The organism is Paenibacillus sp. ALJ109b (assembly GCF_010747435.1).
GTDB lineage: Bacteria > Bacillota > Bacilli > Paenibacillales > Paenibacillaceae > Paenibacillus > Paenibacillus taichungensis.
In genome coordinates this window covers 1-17,446 of sequence record NZ_JAAIFP010000035.1, presented here as the reverse complement: position 1 = coordinate 17,446, position 17,446 = coordinate 1, and the positions used below count along the sequence as shown (strand labels likewise).

General features: G+C 46.9%; 13 protein-coding genes and 1 pseudogene. 4 read left to right on the top strand and 10 right to left on the bottom strand.

Annotated features, from left to right (window positions below; genetic code table 11):
* Positions 1-87 precede the first annotated feature (87 nt).
* The 5 genes and pseudogenes from G3352_RS28050 to argH all read right to left on the bottom strand — a co-directional run bounded on the left by G3352_RS28050 (position 88) and on the right by argH (position 5,829).
* Positions 88-948: a carbohydrate ABC transporter permease gene (locus G3352_RS28050; RefSeq protein WP_163761364.1), complete on the bottom strand. Its 861-nt coding sequence runs from the start codon at positions 946-948 to the stop codon at positions 88-90.
* A 25-nt stretch (positions 949-973) separates the two neighbouring features.
* Positions 974-1,918, bottom strand: coding sequence for a carbohydrate ABC transporter permease (locus G3352_RS28045; protein WP_163761363.1), 945 nt, complete (start codon positions 1,916-1,918; stop codon positions 974-976).
* 27 nt (positions 1,919-1,945) lie between these two features.
* Positions 1,946-3,295, bottom strand: a complete 1,350-nt coding sequence (locus G3352_RS28040; RefSeq protein ID WP_163761362.1) for an extracellular solute-binding protein — start codon at positions 3,293-3,295, stop codon at positions 1,946-1,948.
* 64 nt (positions 3,296-3,359) lie between these two features.
* Complete coding sequence (locus G3352_RS28035; RefSeq protein ID WP_163761361.1) at positions 3,360-4,304, bottom strand: amidohydrolase family protein; 945 nt, start codon at positions 4,302-4,304, stop codon at positions 3,360-3,362.
* A gap of 17 nt (positions 4,305-4,321) precedes the next feature.
* A pseudogene (gene argH / locus G3352_RS28030) lies at positions 4,322-5,829 on the bottom strand (argininosuccinate lyase).
* Between the two features lie 229 nt (positions 5,830-6,058).
* Here argH and solA point away from each other — a divergent pair.
* Positions 6,059-7,213, top strand: coding sequence for an N-methyl-L-tryptophan oxidase (gene solA / locus G3352_RS28025; protein WP_163761360.1), 1,155 nt, complete (start codon positions 6,059-6,061; stop codon positions 7,211-7,213).
* A gap of 102 nt (positions 7,214-7,315) precedes the next feature.
* Here the strand turns inward: solA and G3352_RS28020 are convergent, their stop codons facing one another.
* Positions 7,316-7,561 (bottom strand): RICIN domain-containing protein, encoded by a 246-nt coding sequence (locus G3352_RS28020; RefSeq protein WP_240343272.1) that lies wholly within the window; start codon positions 7,559-7,561, stop codon positions 7,316-7,318.
* 8 nt (positions 7,562-7,569) lie between these two features.
* Positions 7,570-7,788 (bottom strand): RICIN domain-containing protein, encoded by a 219-nt coding sequence (locus G3352_RS28015; RefSeq protein ID WP_163761358.1) that lies wholly within the window; start codon positions 7,786-7,788, stop codon positions 7,570-7,572.
* Positions 7,789-8,037: 249 nt separating this feature from the next.
* On the opposite strand from G3352_RS28015, the gene G3352_RS28010 reads away from it, so the two are divergent.
* Entirely contained in the window at positions 8,038-8,412 is a 375-nt protein-coding gene (locus G3352_RS28010) for an iron-sulfur cluster biosynthesis family protein (RefSeq protein WP_257219502.1), read from the top strand.
* Between the two features lie 170 nt (positions 8,413-8,582).
* Here the strand turns inward: G3352_RS28010 and G3352_RS28005 are convergent, their stop codons facing one another.
* Positions 8,583-10,640 carry a methyl-accepting chemotaxis protein gene (locus tag G3352_RS28005; RefSeq protein WP_163761357.1) on the bottom strand — a complete coding sequence of 686 codons (2,058 nt, stop codon included), beginning with the start codon at positions 10,638-10,640 and terminating at the stop codon, positions 8,583-8,585.
* 260 nt (positions 10,641-10,900) lie between these two features.
* Here G3352_RS28005 and G3352_RS31330 point away from each other — a divergent pair, with 260 nt between their 5' ends.
* Both G3352_RS31330 and G3352_RS27995 read left to right on the top strand, forming a co-directional pair.
* Positions 10,901-11,917, top strand: a complete 1,017-nt coding sequence (locus G3352_RS31330) for a hypothetical protein (RefSeq protein ID WP_240343266.1) — start codon at positions 10,901-10,903, stop codon at positions 11,915-11,917.
* Positions 11,918-12,043: 126 nt separating this feature from the next.
* Positions 12,044-12,994 (top strand): phosphotransferase, encoded by a 951-nt coding sequence (locus G3352_RS27995; protein WP_163761356.1) that lies wholly within the window; start codon positions 12,044-12,046, stop codon positions 12,992-12,994.
* 169 nt (positions 12,995-13,163) lie between these two features.
* Here the strand turns inward: G3352_RS27995 and G3352_RS27990 are convergent, their stop codons facing one another.
* Both G3352_RS27990 and G3352_RS27985 read right to left on the bottom strand, forming a co-directional pair.
* Entirely contained in the window at positions 13,164-14,042 is an 879-nt protein-coding gene (locus G3352_RS27990) for an amidohydrolase family protein (RefSeq protein WP_163761355.1), read from the bottom strand.
* Between the two features lies 1 nt (position 14,043).
* Positions 14,044-17,196 carry a GNAT family N-acetyltransferase gene (locus G3352_RS27985; RefSeq protein WP_163761354.1) on the bottom strand — a complete coding sequence of 1,051 codons (3,153 nt, stop codon included), beginning with the start codon at positions 17,194-17,196 and terminating at the stop codon, positions 14,044-14,046.
* Between the last annotated feature and the right edge of the window lie 250 nt (positions 17,197-17,446).

Sequence of the window (17,446 nt, the reverse complement as noted above, 5' to 3'; positions counted from 1 at the left end):
ACCGGCCCCCTTGACGGGGTAACCGGCTTTGTTTGTATTGTAGTGTTCTGTTCTGTTTTTCTATAAAACATGTCCGACGCTTTAATGTTATTTGAGACCTGTTGTAGCAATGCCACGAATGATCTGCTTCTGAAAGCACAGAAAGAGAACGATCAATGGCAGAACCGAAAGTGTTGCTCCAGTCATAATCTGCACCCAGTTGCTGCTGTCCTTGGCCTCGCTGGAGAAGAAAGCCATCCCAACCGGAATCGTAAACATCTCTTCACTCTGCGTAATAATGAGCGGCCAGATGAATGAATTCCAACTGCCCAGGAATGTCAGAATACAGAGGGTGGCAAACGCTGGCCTAACCAGCGGAACAGCGATCCGAAGGAAAATGCCCCATTCTCCCATGCCATCAATTCGTGCTGCGTCCAATAATTCCGAAGGAAGGGATTCCATGAATTGCTTCATCAGAAAAATGCCAAACCCGGATATTAAACCCGGAAACAGAATCCCCCAGTAGGTATCCATGCCGTTAAAACTGCTGGATACAAGATACCATGGAATAATTAGCATTTCAGTCGGCACCATTAATGTACTCAGAATGAGTACAAAGATAACCTGTTTCCCCCAGAACGAAAATTTGGCGAGAATATATCCCGTAATGGAATCAAATACGCAGACGCTCACGGTGGCAATGACGGCCACATATAGGCTGTTCAACATCCAACGGGGAAATGGGGTTCCCTGAAAAATAGCCGCATAATTGTCCCATGTGAACATGGAAGGGATAAGGCTCAGAGAGTAGATTTCATCCAGCGTCTTGAACGACGTCGATATCATCCATAGAAACGGAAACACCATCAAACCAAGTCCGAGTGTAAGTAAAACATAACTGATCAGTGACCCGGAACGTTTCCAGCGGAGTGTCGTTCGGGTATCAGCCAATGCGGCAGATCTGCTCATGCTTGAAGAGCACCGTCCTTTCCTTTTACTCCTGTTGAAAACGGCTGCCCAGCACTTTAAGCTGAATCAGTGTCAGCATGAATATGATGGCAAACAGAATAACAGTCGCTGCCGAGGCCAAGCCCATATCAAAACTTTTGAAAGCCAGATTGTATATATGAAGCACGACAGATATGGTGGAGTCCAACGGTCCGCCGCCAGTCATATTCAGCACCTGAGTGAAGGATTGCAGAAACCCGATGCTTGCCATGACGACAGATAGAAGCATGACTGGGTTCAACAGAGGGATCGTAATATGCACAAAGCGCTGCCAACCCGTGGCTCCGTCTATCGCAGCCGCTTCATAATACAATTTGGGGATGTTTTGTAGACCCGCCAGGAAAATGAGCATCTGAAATCCGATATTCTGCCATACCATCACCGCAATAATCCAGAAGATGGCCTGTGAGGGCGAATACAGGAAAGATTGCGGACCAAGGCCCAACTCAATAAATAGAGCATTTACAATCCCGTTCTTCATCAGCAGCCACCGGAATATCCAGCTTACCGCCACTACACTGGTTACATACGGAATAAAGTAGGCTGTCCTGAATAATCCGCGCAGCTTCACCACTTGCTGGAGAAGAAGAGCCACGATTAATCCGGCAATCAACTGTGCAGGTACACCAACAACGACATAGATTCCTGTGTTCACCAGCGATTTGAGAAATAGAGAGTCACTTAGCAACGTCGCATAATTATCAAAGCCCACAAAGGGTTTATCCGGTGACAGCATGCCCCATTCGCGAAAGCTCACGTTAAAGGAATACAGAATTGGTAAGATGCGGATGACTACAAAATAGAGCAGCGGAATCAACAAACCGCCATAAATGAATACCCGCTGTTTATGTCTGTAATTGAGTCTTCCAATTCCCGATCTGAACCATAAACGCCGTTTCGGCCGCGAAGGGATCACCCCGGTAGTCCTCATAGCAGCGCAGCCTCCTTGAATGAGAACTTATTTTTTCTTATCCTGTTTCGTCCAGTAGTCGTCATAGAGCTTCTGGGTTTTGCTCACCAGATCATTGAAAGCCTGCTCTTCCGGCACATGATTAAGCAGTACCTCATCCACAGCATTAACAAACAATGTTCGCTCCTGCGTTTCATCAATGAAGAAATGGGCGTTGGCATCGTTTAGTTGGGAGATGAACGGACCAAGCAGCGGGTCATTCACATACTTATCCTGAAGAGCCACTTCTTTCTGTGCGGGAAGTTCACCGACCTTCTCCACCCATTGTTCCTGAACACCCTTGCTGATCAAAAACTGTAAAAAGGCCGTAGCTGCTTCCAACTTCTCTCCGGTAACATTGGCTGGAATCGCATTGGCCCAGAATGAAGCCTGTGTGGATTTTCCTTTATAACCGGGCAGCGGTGCGACAGCAAAATTCAAATCGGGAGCGTCTTTTTTGATAGATCCCAATCGATATGAACCATCCACGTTAATTGCGGCATGGCCCGTTTTGAATGCATTGGCATCATCAGTGTAAAAGCCGTTAATTCCTACCTTATGCACGGTTGCAAAATCAACCAGATACTTGAATGCTTCAAGCCCTGCAGGGGTATCATTCCACAGGATTTTCCGACGATCCTCGCTCGTATCTTTGCCTCCCGCTTGATATAACAATCCGTCTCGGAACCAGTGATGAAGCTGGGAACCCGGTTCCCACGCGAAACCCTCTGTCACCAACTGCCCATTTTTGTCCGTTTCCGTTAATGCCTTGGCATCCGAAACAAGCTCTTCCCAAGTCGTCGGCGGTTTATCGGGATCAAGTCCAGCCTTGGTGAACAAGTCCTTGTTATAAAATAACCCCAGCGTTCTCACGCCTGTAGGCAGAGCATAATAGCTTCCATTTAATTTCGCTGTATCCACAAAAGGGAAAAATGCCTCGGCGATGCCCGGAAAACTGCTTTCAGGCAACGGCTGTAAATAACCGGATTGCACATATTTGGGCAGCCAGCCGTAATACAGATTGATGACATCCGGTCCTTTTCCGGCAGGAACCAGTGTAGCTACCTTTTGATTGTACTGGTCGTACGGAAAATTGGTTTGTTTGACTTTGATGTTGGGATGTTCAGTCTCAAATTCCTGGATTAAGGTATTGATCAGTTCAACCTTGGCTGGAAATTCGTACTGCCAGTACTCAATCGTGATGGGCTCCGTCTGATCACCCGAAGCTGCAATAGCTGCCGAACCGGACTCTTCGGATGGCTTGGTTGAACAAGCTGTAATGCTCAATAAGAGTAAACCTGCAATCAAAAATCGCAGGGTCTTGCTTGGCCTGAATGAAAAATAACCGGATTCCGTCAAGTGAAGCCACTCTCCCCTCTTTTTCCAACAAAAGTGTTATAACTTCTTTAATTCATTGACTGACTTACGCGTTGGTGGAACCGACGGCTTTGCCAACAGGCAGTTTCAACAAACGTCTTGCGTTATTTCCGAAGATGAGTTCGATGTCCGCTTCAGGGAAGCGAAGTTCACGGCATACACGCACCTGATCCTGCAAATAACGATAAGGATAACCACGCGGAAAGCCGCTCGCATCCGTTCCAAAGATAATTCGCTCCGGACCCAACAGCTCGTAGGTTTTTCGAAACAATATCTCCAAATTCAGCTCGTATGGCATCCAACGTACCCACTGATTGGAACCCGATGTGTCGATGTACACATTAGGGCAGCTCCAACTTAGATGCAGAAGCTCCTGGAAATACCCTGCGCCAAAATGAGGGATGATGAATGGAATATCTGGATAGGCACGGGCCGTGTTAAAGATGGCAAGCGGATTGATGTTGGGATGATGAACGATGCCTCCGGCATGACCAAGCATGCCAAAATGAATCAGGACAGGCAGGCGGCGCTCTGCAAGAAATGCCCACACCGGATCAAGCGAAGGGGAGTCAAAGGGAATCTGGGTGAGGGGACCAAACAACTTATATCCTCGCAATCCGAGCTCATCGACCGCTCGACGCAGCTCGGTGGATGCATCTTCATTTTCAATGGGATGATAGGCGAATCCGGTAAACCGATCCGGGTATATGGATATTTGTTCAGCCAAGTTGTCATTATCCAGAGCCGTCAGAAAGTTAAGTCCGGCAATATTGTATTTGTCCAATTCATCTACCCACCGTTCGATTAACGGCCGCGCCGCTTCCTCTCCCCGCTCCTCCACCGCTGGGAAATCCCAGGTTAGTCGCATTCGTTCACTGCGTTCCTTGCCATATCGAGTCACCAATTCATGGTTTTTATATGAGGAAAGCAAAAGTTTATAAGGCAGATGGGCATGGATATCAAAAACTCGAAAGTCGGGATTGGCGAACATTGATTTTGCTCCTTCCGTTAAGATCTGTTAAGCCAGCCGTTTAGAATTAAATCCAGATTCGCATCTACGGAACGGAGTTTATTGGCGGTGTCGAAACTCCATTGTTCCTGTGCGTTAAGACGTAATGCTTGGGCCTCCAATGCTCTCGCAACTTCCTCCGAATTGGGTCCACCACGCACATGCCGAATGTGTACAAAATGCTCAGGGGATATTGCTTGCTCTAATTGCTCAAAGGTTAGGGCAAGCGGTTTGGCGGCAATTTCCTGCACCGCTGTATTCACAACATCCCAGTTCAATCCCGAAATGGAAGTACCGGATTCAGTCAGCTGTGTTACAATGCCGCTTACGATGGAATGAGCTTGTCGAAACGATAATCCTTCTGTGCGGACCAACGTATCTGCAAGTTCGGTAACCGTGGCAAAGCTATGTTCTGCCCGCTCCCGCAGCAATGACACATTGACCTTAAGGGTATCCATCACTTCGGACAGCAAGCGATATACGGATTCAAGCGTATTCAGACTTCTCCATACATAGGGCTGCATATCATCTTCGGTATCTACAATGTCACCAAAGGGCGTGTTATGCATCATGTTAAGCGCAGTTGCTGCATCCCCTTTGGCACTTAAAAGGAGTGAACGGGCGTGTTCAATCGATACCGGATTCCGTTTTTGCGGCATGATGGAACTAACCTGAACGTAAGGGGCAGCTACAATTAATGCACCATATTCCTGTGTGCACCATAACAGCAGATCCTGAACGAAACGCCCCAGATTGATAGCTGCCAGTTGGGCTACAGAGGCGGCTTCACCTGCATAATCTGCACCGCTGACGGCATCATAGGCATTCTCAATAACGCCATCAAAGCCAAGCAGTTCTGCGGTCCGGTCTCGACAGACTGGAAATCCAGAAGTGGTGAGAGCAGCCGCACCAAGACTGCAGCGATTGCAGCCTGTATAGGCCGATCTCAATCGATTAAGATCCCGTTCAAGGGAATCGCTAACGGCACAGATGTAGTGGGCAAGTGTTGTCGGCTGGGCTTGTTGGGTGTGCGTGTGAGCAATCATGAGGGTATCGATATGACGTAATGCAAATTCTCTTAGGCTTCGGTGTAATGACAACCCTGAGGAAATCGTTGAGTTCAGCTTCTCCCTCAGCACCATACGATAAATGGCGATTCCCATATCGTTTCTGCTTCTGGCTAAATGCAGATTCCCGACAGAGGGTCGCCAAGCTTCTCTAGTTCAACTTCGACTTGGTAGAACAAATCTTCAACGTGGAAGGAATATTCGCTACTTCGGAGCCCATTTACATCCAGACTCTGTATAGCGGAAGCGATGTGGCACGCCTCTTGCTCCGAAATGATGTGTTGTTCACGGAGCATAATCAGATGTGCTTTGTTTACGGCCATCATGGGATTCAGCAGATGCTGTGTGGCCTGGTTATAGGCGGGTTCAAGTACAATTTCGGCATAGGTTTGACTGGGAAAACCAGACGTTTGTGTTGGATTCGTTGACGTTGACTTCACCTTCCTTGTTCTTCATCTGAATACAGAGATCTGAAATACCGACTAATCAGGTCGGAATTTTTAGTTCAAAACTCTACCACTATTTTGGTATACATACAACTTTATCCTTAATCAAAATTTTCTATTGTCGTATCGGCTTTCTCTATAACCTGTTCTATTGACTGCCGTAGATTTGAAGATTAGATTATCCTGTATAAGATTGGTCTCTGAAAAATAAGCGGAAGGAGGGATGGTTATATCACATTCCTATGATGTCATTATCGTTGGAGCCGGATCGATGGGCATGAGTGCAGGTTATTATCTTGCACACAGTGGATTGAAAACATTGCTAATTGATGCCTTTGATCCTCCGCATACGGAAGGCAGCCACCACGGAGAACCACGGCTTATCCGCCACGTGTATAGCGGGGGACCTGACTATATAGCGATGGCACTTCTGGCTCAGGAACTGTGGGAAGAACTGGAGGATACTACCGGGGCCAAATTGCTTGTACCTTCGGGCGTCTTGAATATAGTTGACCCCGATATCCATTCTTTTCATAATCGTTTAACCCATGCTGACGATGCGGAGATTCGGTATGAAACCTTGCGCGCAGCCGAAATCATGAAACGCTGGCCAGGCATTGAAATCCCCGAACATTATGAGGGAATGTATGAGCCTGATGCAGGATATTTGTTCAGTGAACGCTGCGTGCTCGCCTTCCGTCAGGCAGCCGAAGCATCGGGTGCTACTCTCTTAACGCATACACGTGTTGAACATATCGAGTGCAGCGCAGATTCTGTTGGAGTCATCACATCTGCTGGTGAGACGTATTATGCGAACCAGGTCATTCTCAGTGCCGGAGCATGGTTTCAGACGCTGAAACCGTTCGTGAACCTCCCCATTCGAGCTGTACGCAAAACCGTGGGATGGTTCGATGCACCGGAGGCATTGTTCGCCGAGGATCACTTTCCCGGTTTTACGCTGGCTGGAAAAGAAGGAGGATATTATGGATTTCCGAGCATTGGCGGTTCGGGTCTGAAGATTGGGCGTCACGATACGGGGCAGGAGTGGACACCAGGCGGTACACTGGCTTCATTTGGCTCTGATGAAACGGATGAGGGTGATCTGCGGAGATTGCTTGAACTTCGGATGCCTCTGGCATCGGGAAAGCTGAAACGTGGTGCGGTATGCAAATACGAGTTCACACCGGATGAAGATTTTATTATCGACCGTCACCCTGCCCATAACCATGTATGGCTGGCAGGTGGATTTTCCGGTCATGGCTTCAAATTCGCAAGTGCAGTGGGCAAAATATTGTCTGACTTGGTGCAAACAGGGCATACAGATCAGGATATTGGACGATTTGCCCTTTCCCGATTTGGTAGCCATATATCAGGGTGAACTTCTTTCTTGAACCGTGCTGTGTGGTATAGCGCACCATGTTTCAAGAAAGGAGTACAACTAACCAAGTCTAATCCAGATAAACAGGCCGCACAGTCATTTCTAATTCACTTTAACCAAGCTCCATTGCTGATTGGCCCCACCATTGTCTGCCCATTGAATGGTCGAGGCACCTGCGGTTGTGGAACTCTGGTTGATATCAACGGTTAAGCCGCTATTGCGGTTTACGAGCACAAGATATCCTCCGACATCCACCGGTAACCATTGTTGATTGTTGCCCCCGTTATCCTGCCACTGAATCAAGGCTGCTCCTCCTTGAGTAGAGCTCTGATTCACATCCAGCAGCAGACCACTGCCTACGTTACGGATCTTATAATAACCGTTGCACCCCCGGCAGTAGAGGCTCCATTCACATCCAAAGCATGACCACTGTTCCGATTGATCAGCTTATAGATCGCCCCGGATTCATATCCTGTGCTGCCATTATACGTCGCGCCGGATATGACATAGGTCGTAACCGAACCCGCTTTGGCGGTCGCTGTAAACTTTTTATTCTGAATGTTGATGTTGGTCAACTGCTGCAACTTCTCCGTAGAGGAGGTCCGGTGTACTTGAGCAGACTATCCAACACTTGTAAACTGACTCAAATCATACGTCACCGCTGTATCACTCGAATCCGAATTGGTAGTCACCAGTATCACTTATCGATTGGGTGATCCACCAAAGTTGTAATTTTCATCGGATTCAGCCTGCTTTCCCTTCTATTTCGCACCTTTGTTCCATATATTAGATTGTAAGCGAATTCATAAGGTGATTAGAGGAGTGTGAACGACGTTATGATCATTCAGGTCAGTCCGCTGGCAGAATCAAGACTTAACGCGATGCTGGGAGATCGGCCGGGCTATTTCAAGCTGTTTTATGACACCGATGGATGCGGATGTGATGGTACTGCTGTGCTTCTGATCGTTAACGAGCCGGACAGTGATGACATTCGGATTGAATCCGATTCGCTTCCTTTCCTCATCAACAAACAGCAACAGATCTATTTCGAACCTTGCCTTCGCCTGCAATCAGAGAACAGTTTCCCTTCCTACCGATTGAGCAGTGATTCCATGATCTACGGTAATCATGTCAAGGCCCATGATCTTCGGGATTCTGCAGACACTTCGCCGCAGCCGCTCAGTTGGTTCGTACGATAAAAGTTGGAAAATATGGACCTACGAAAAAACCTCCCAACCCCTGAAACTTAACGGGCTGGGAGGTTTGTTTGTTTGTTTTTGTATGGCCTGCACCAGTTGTGCGACTGGAAAGTTATCTCTTGGACCAATCGCAGCATAGCGGATCTCGTCAAATGACCTCATGCGCTTATTTACTTTGTTTTGAACCGGGATGATGCTTCGGCAAGCTGTTTGGTCAATCCATCGATGGTCTGTACCATCTCTGACAGATGCTCGGTCATACCTGACTGTTCCTCCATCGTCGCGGTTACTTCCTCCACGGATGCGGACACTTCTTCACCCGAAGCAGATAAGTTCTGTGCAGCTCCAATGACGTCATCCTTATCGCGTTCAATGGATTCAATCTCAGAGGCAATGGCCTGAACCTGGTCCATCATTTCATTCATATTTTGGGTGACAAAATTGAACGTTTCCTTGGTCTGGCCTACACTGCTCTTATGCTGCTCTGCAATCGCCTCAATGGCGTGTACACTCCGGTTATTCTGCTCGACATGATCAATCGTCTGCATCACAATCCGGCTGATATCCTCCGATTGGGCTGTGGTCTGCTCCGCCAGTTTGCGGATCTCCGATGCAACTACGGCGAAGCCACGCCCATGCTCGCCTGCCCTAGCGGCTTCAATGGAGGCATTGAGTGCAAGCAGCTTCGTCTGATTCGCAATTTCGGTTATCGTACCTGTAATTTGGTGAATGCCGGAGGAACTTTCAGCGAGCTGCACTGTGATTTTGGAAATGTTGGCTACTTCGGCCTCGTTCTGTCCGTTCACCGCAATTAACGCATCAATGACCTTATGGTTGTTCTTGAATGCATCCGTAATCTCGTCTGCCTTGAGCTTCACTGACTGCGACATCTCATTAACGTTCGCAATTTTATTGCCCACGTTCATGAACTTATCCACGATCGCTTCCGTATCATTGGCCTGAGACTCCATGGCTCGTGAAATTTCAAACGCCGTTGTCGTGGTTTCGGCAATGGAGGTCGAGGTCTGCTGGGTGGACAGATCCAGTTCGGTTGTACTTGTTTTCAGTACGCTGATGGAATGATTCATGCTGGAAATCAGCTGTTGGTTGCCCGCTGCCATCGTGTTAAAGCTGTCCACCAGTTGTTTGAATTCTCCGCTATATTTGCCCTTAGCCTGCACCGTCAGATCCCCGTCTGCAAGTTGTCTGAACAATACTGTTAGCCTTGTAATGGGTTTGGTAACCAGTAAGGAGATCAGTATTCCTGCGATGACAGACACCGCAATTGCGCTGAACAGGACGATATACATCTGTTTCGCCATTTTCCCTAATGGCTTCTGCACATCACTTAGTTTATCTTCAACAATGATGGTCCAATCCGATCTTGGAATTTTGGAATAAAAGATTACTTTATCCTTTGTGCTAATATCGCCTTGTTGCAGCTGCTCGTTAGAAGGCAGATTAATCAGTGACTGATATTCACCAGACTCAAGCTTCTGCCCCGCCATCTTCTCATCCGCCGAATTGAACATCACTGTACCTACGCGGTCCAGAATAATGACTTTTCCCTCTTCATTAATGTTGATGTTCTGAAGCTGGTCAACGAAGAACGAGGTTGATGCGGTAGATACGATTACGCCCTCCACTTGTTTGTTTTCATTGTAGATCGGCATTGCAAAAGCGGTACCCAGCGTACCCAGTGACTTAGAGATAACCCCTTCACTAATTACATTCTGGCCTTGAACCGCCTGTTGAAAATACGCACGATCTGCACGTTCTCCCCCGAGGGCTTCAGGATCGTTCGCTGCAACGACGATGCCTTTCCGGTCCAGCAATATGATATTGCTGTTGCCTTCCATCCCTGCGAGGCTGTCCGCCAATATACCATTGGACTTATCCACGAGTTCACTATTTTCCGAGAAAAAGACATCATCATTCTGTCCTTCGCTATTTCGAATCTCCAGCAATTCCTGAAATGTGCCATGTGTTGTAATCAGGAACGTAGACTGTTCTTCCAACGTTAGTGAAGTGAGCAAGCCCGCACCAATCCGGTCAGAGGTTGCTTTAATCTCATCCTTGCTTTTGTCTAGGGTAATCACTGCTGCTACAGTGTAAGATAATACCGCAGTTACCGCCAATACGAGGGTTACCAGTAAACTGATCATTAGCGGCAATTTGACTCTGAACGACATGTTGATCATGCGTTCTCTCGCCTTCGCGAATACCAAATGAATCCACCTTCCATTTCATCCTTGATTGTGTCCAATATTGTATGGGTTAACTTTATATCGGTAGATATCAATCAATTGTTCAGCAGGAAAAACGTTTGCACTGAAAATGTTTTTTTTAAACTCATATTCATCTATATAAAAATAGAACTATATGTAACTAGTATTATATTTTTTTCATTTACTCCATTTGTAAAATAAAGGTATAATCCTCTTTGAATTCATCTATCGTTTCTTTTAGTGAAAAGGGTGCAAAGATAATGAAAAGAAAGGTTTTAGCCAACCAATTTATTGCAGTCGTAATAACTTTACTTCTCTTCATTGCGGGATGTAGCTCAGAAAAAGAAGCCCATGAATATCTTTCAATTACAAACACGGAATATGTTAATGGAACAGATACCGAAGATGGAATGATCATGAGAGTATACACATACGACATCCAAACGAAAGCTCTAACTAAACTAGCTGATTTACCTTATAGCTCACAATATCCCTTAACTGTAGCTTCCTTAGCAAATGACACCATCTATTATTCAGGAGTTGGAAAAGATAAGGGTGACGAGTTGTTTTCCTATGACATTCAGGCACAAAAGACTCAACAATTAAGCTCAGACTTATTTGCAATTAATTCAATTATTCCGGATACCGTTGATCATACTTTGGTTATGGCTGCTGTTAAAAAGGGAGAGCGTCCTGTCAAAGTCATTTTCTTTGATCAGAAAACGCAAGAGATGAACATCTTGAATGACGATGATTTGGATACAACTACATGGGATATTTCGTTTAACCCGGAAACGAGTAAAACCTATGCCATCCAATATTCCGAAGAAGAGCAGTATATTCATATGGAGCAGTCCAATAAAACGCAAACACCGATGGTTCCTCCAAACCATACGATCATTGAGATAGATCCAATCTCTAAACAGACACGCAAGGTTATTGAACTAGAGGAGGAACAAATTTTAACTTTATCAACAAGGGGAGACCAAATTCTTATTGCCACTGCAAAACATATCAACAAGAATCCAATTAAATATAGTATGGTTAATATTAAAACAGGAGAAAGAAACGAAATTGATCTTCCCATTAAAGCGAGGAGTGGATTGTTTTTGTCCAAAGACGGGCAGGGTTTCTATTTCCTCGGAGAAAATACAAAAGCAAACGTGAATCAGGAACGAGGAATTTATTTCTATGATTTGAAAACGCAACAAGTGGAAGCCATATTTCTTCAAAAAGAAGGATTCATCAATAATTTTATGCTTCTATCAAATCCATAATAGGGTTCCTGAAAACACAGGAACCCCCTTGTTGAGTGGCTCACCAAGGTGAATGTTCCATTTGTAATTACAGCGAAGCTTGGGAAGCTACTCCACTAATAGGCATGAAGGAGATAACAGATAAGTATGGAATCTATCACAGTGCAAGCATTAATAGAACAAACCATTAATCAGTATGTATCCTCGGATGCTCACATCCTAAGCATGGAAAGTAACCCTATCCAATTGGGACTTCAGGCCGTGGAATTGCTTCGACATCATATTGAATTCCTAGTCAATGGAGTGCAAAAGGACATTTCTCTCATTACGAAGAAGGCCACGTTCATAGAACGCTCTGCATTGACCAGATTATTTTCACAAGGCGCGAATGTGCCATTTAGTCTATCCAATGAACCTCATACTGAAGATCGCAGCTTGATCTGCATTCAGGATGTGGACTACCAAACCGATTATAGACATCTGGATATGGATCTGCTTCAGAATAAAGAATTACGAGCGCTGGCTTACATACATGGAACGAATATGGGGTTAAAAAAAGAAATGCCTTGGATACCCACTGTGGATCAGAATCATATCATCGATATGATGGAAAATCGTTGGAGACCTTCGTGGAACGCCGCCATAGAAAACCCAGCATTCATTGCGGAATTTGGATTACCGATCGTATCGGAAATTGAAGCTGTAGCCAGTAACATCGTAGATGATCTTGAAGTTCTGATCAGAGATGAACATATGCATACGATGATCCATAATGATCTGAATCCCGGAAACGTACTGGTACATAACAATGAGGATGTCTATTTTATTGATTGGGAGGAAGCAAGATACGGCTCCTTGTTCTTCGATATTCCTCTACGCTGTAGCCATATGAGACAAGTAGACATCTATCGGGAGGCCCTAAGTTCCCACGGATACGATATTCCACAAGATCAATTCGAAAAGTATTTCTCCCTGGCATCCCGATACCTTGGCATCCGCTATATGAGTTGGAACCTTAGGGTATGGGAACAACACTCATATGCAAAAGACGATTTAAAAAAGTATATGAAGATGGTAACTCAACCTTTGTTCTCCTAAACCCCTCCTCATTCCAGGTTAAGCATAAGAGGTATTCACTGTTTTGCCGGACAAAAAAGCTCCTGCCACCAGAAGTGACAGGAGCTTACATGATAGGGATTCAGCATGAACATCGTATGCTTCCACGACCTACATGGCTTACATTTTTCACAAAATTATGAACTGGTGCTTAACCTAGATCTGCAATTCGCTGTTTAATGCGTGGAAATAAACCAAAAGCATTCTCGTAGAATACCTTCTCATGATGCTGCTCCGGCACAAGTCGACGGACGAATTCTGCATACAGATCGATCGGCGCGAGCGGCCAGTCGGTTCCGAACAGCATTTTCTCGTAATGATCCGAATAGACCAGCGCCCGGCGGAAATGATCCATGAACAGGGGCTCGTTCATAAACCGTTCAAAATGGGGCCGATCACCGACAACAAGGCCTGACAAATCTGCGTAAACGTTCGGATTCTTCGCCACGACTTCAGCGGCATCCATCACCCAAGGATCACCCAAATGACAGATCATAAAATTCACGCCGCGCTGTTGAAAGGCTAATTCGTCCACGGTCAGCGGATGTGCATACTTGAGCAATCCATTCATGGAGTACGTATCGCCCGTATGAATGACCACAGGCACGTTATACTTGGCTGCCAGTTCATAGACCGGTGTGTAGATCTTGTCATACACGTAGTGATGATAGTACCCCGCATATAGTTTGATTCCGGCTACCTCAGGAGCTTGCAATCGTGCTTCAATCCGGTCCAGCTCGGCCTGAGCGTGATCACCACCAAGGTGGTTTGGATTAATGCCGACGCATTCCATGAGGAATGACGGAACCGTTTCTTCCAAATCAAGTCCCATCGGATTGGGAGAACTGGAATCCGGGAATGCTCCCTTCGTCTGCTCCGTAACCCCCATTCCGATGCCAAGAACCACGTCGTTCTTATCAAACTCCGCCTTGAGACCAGCGGCAGAGTAATCCACTTTCGATAAATCTATCGCCGTTCGATGAAAGCTGTCGATGTCCGACAGATGAATGTGAATATCAATAATCGGCATGTTAAGCCTCCTTTTCACCTTTTGAAGTTGCAAAATCTAGCTGCAGAAGGCCACGTACATCCTCTGAATTCAGAGGAGTTTGCCCCAAAATCAGATAGGTCGGCTCTGTCCAGATCGTTTCCCCGTTCAGCAGTGGCAGATTGTGATACACATTGTGACCAAGCACCACATTGTTCACAAACCCCGCAGCATTCTGATTAGGATAACGATTCACTGCATGCAGCATGTCTTTACGCGAAACTGCTCCCATTCGCAAGAAACCTTTGGACTGAAGATATCCGTCTACCTTTCCAAGTGGGTATCGCCCTTGCTCGGGGTGTTCCAGCCAACCATCAGCAAAGACAGGCGAAGGTTTGAAGAAATGTTCCTCGGCTAGCGAGTAATCCAGCGCCAATCCGCTTTCGTTCGTAACCGAGTGCAACTCGCAGAGAACAGGAACACCGGGCAGCATGAGGTAATGCTGCTGTACTGTGATTCCCCGATTCGCTTCATGCTTCTCGATGCGGGTTGTGATCTGAATTCCTTTCCAGACGTTACCGAATTCATCCTTCTGCTCCGTCCAAGCCGCGCTTCTTTGTTCCATCTGACGGCTGAAACCGTTCATACCAGGGATACCTACACCAAGTCCACCGTACCATGGATTCCACCAGGAACGCGGGGCTGCTTCCGGATACGTGCTGTCCAGCCATTCTTGACCCTGATACTTCAAGGAATGCACGACACTTCCGAAACCAGGGGCAGCTGCCATCGAAAGAACTCCGTTGCTCACCGTGTACACAGGACCTGCTGGACCTTCTTCAATCACGCAATCAACGGCTGTTCCTGTCTGCGGATACCAGAGGGCTGTACGTTCATGAATCCGATCCTCGCCTCGATATACGGCCCGAACCTTCCAGCCAAATTCGCTTTCTCCTGTCTCATCCTTTTCCGCAGGGGAGAACTGCAATTTAGCAGAGCGCAGATCCTGCTCTCGATTTAATTCCATATCAGCAGCTAAATGCTCTGGCGTGCCACCATTCTGCACGTACAGTTCCAGGTTTCCAGCGAGCGGGACCATCTTCCGTTCAATCAGTTCTGCTGTCAGCACATCCTGGGCAAACGGATTGCCACCACCCAATGCCAGCTCAAGATGGTTGTCCAGCTTCGGTACAACCGGGCTATGCCGTTTTTGAGCGAAAGACCGGAAATCCTGCCATTTGGCAAAGGTATTCAGAGCAAATACGGTCGCCTTTGTTTGCACAACGGCTCCTGCTGGAATCCGGCCAAGCTCATGCTGTAACCCCAGCGTATGTTCCGGACGAAGCAGCTTCAGGGAAGGGTCCCAATAGATACCGCAAGCACCGTACTCTTCCTTGCAGAACAGCCAGTTCTCTGTAATTTGGGCGCTGTCCCAGTGGCTCGGATCGCCAGAGTACGCATCGCCCATATCTACATAACGGCCTTGGTACGGGAGAATAAGTCGGTTGCCGAAGAAACCAAAGTTCGTCATCAAGAACATATCTTCTTCCAGCTCTGCGCTGCGAGTATTCCCAATCTCGTGGTGAAATTCAGCGATTCCATTAGCAGACAGCTTGGCGACGGACTTGATCTCCAAACCAGGAAAGTCTTCCGATTCATACAGTGCTTCGAGAACCTGATTTTCTCCCTCCGGATAGATGTTCACTTCCTTGGCTTGTTTCTTGGAAAACTCTTCTGCAAATGGCTTACCGAGCTTCGGATAGGTCCACCAGAACGTGTGGACGGAGCCAGGGTATTCAATCCACATGTTGTTTTCTTGCTTGCTCATATGGAGGGAGAATGCACCGTTCACGGCCACCCACTGATCTCCGTTTTCCCCACCGTAACGTCCTTGTGTACCTTTCATCAGAACAGACAGCTTGATTGTGAAAGAGACCGCCTGTCTATCCGTCGGAACGGCCGTTACCTCAACTTCTCTCGAATAGAGACCATACGAACGCAAAATGAAGGTTACCGGTACAGATGCTTTGCCTTTTGCAGGAACTGTGAAGCGCACCGAAGGTTCTGTCCATTCTAGAAATGCATCCTCCGGCAGGTCAAAAGTGAACTCCGCTTCGGAATCAAAATTATTCTCCACGTTCAGGTATAGCTCAGCAGGAATGCCTGTATAGAGCTCTTTCACGGGCAAAGCCGTGTTGATCTTGGCCGGGAATTTCGGGGCAACGCCCATACGAAACTCGGCTTTTCTGCCACTGATCAGCCATGTGCTTGTGACAACGGGATGGGTCTTATTCTGACTTTGCTCCTCTTGAACCGGATCAAGGTGGAATTCGCCCTGCACGATTACCGTTTCTCCCGGAGCAACCGCTCTTACAACGTCCAGCGCAAAACGAATATTTTTGTTGTCTTGGCCCTTGATCTCGAACTTCAGCTCGGATGCTGAGCGGTTCGTGATCCGGTAGCGAACCTTGTATGTAGAACCAAATACGAGATCATGATCGTCGATCTCTGTGGAAATTTCGTAATCTGGTGTTTCGAGAGCCGTCAGCCCGCGACCAGACTTCTCGAATTCGGCTCGCAAGGAGATATCTCCCTTTTTCCAGGAATAATCAAAGAAATCGAAACCACGCTCCCGTCGGCCATCCGGCTCAATGACGAGTTCACGCGTGCTGTCTGCGTACCAATCCAGCTCCTCAAAATAAGGAGCAAGTGCTTCCGTCTGCAAGATGGTCGGGATGAAGTTCATGAGATGCACGTTATCATCTTTTTTCTCCCAGAAGAATCCGCATTTCTTATACATCGGGACAGCCTTGGTGTTACCTGCCCATGTGAACAGATCCAGGCGAGGCCATCCCGCTTCCACAGTCTTGCGAACGGCGTTCAGGATCAGATTACGTCCGACCTTGTAGCCGTGATAATCGGGGCGCACATTCAACAGCGGTACATAAAGGGCGTTCTCGTCATAGCGGTAGTGGGCAAAACTGCAGAAGCCAACAACCTCTTTCTCATGAACGGCGAGAAATACATGAAGATTGGACGAAGTCTCCATCTCCCGGCGAACGGTATCCTCCGTTCTCTGGTTGGTGCCACCTCCCCAACTTTCGTTGCTGCGGTTCCACATATCAGCGACTGCGGCAGCGTAGGAGGGATCGTATTCGATAATACGGATTTGTTCGATAATCGAAGTTACGGTCATATTTGGATCTCCTTATCTTTATCTATAGGATGGTCTTCGTGATCATTCGATATGGCCTTTGCCCGATAGCCGCAGAGATAATACAGGCCATGTTTGAAGAAGCTAGCGATAGTCTTATCATACTATAAATGGAAACATTTTCAGAGGATTAAAAATCTTTCTTATCAACTTATAGGTGCCTTTCGACTCTTGTTCGAAGCGTCAGATAACACCACAAACAAAAAATGGCTCTTTCCGCCTTATTGGACGG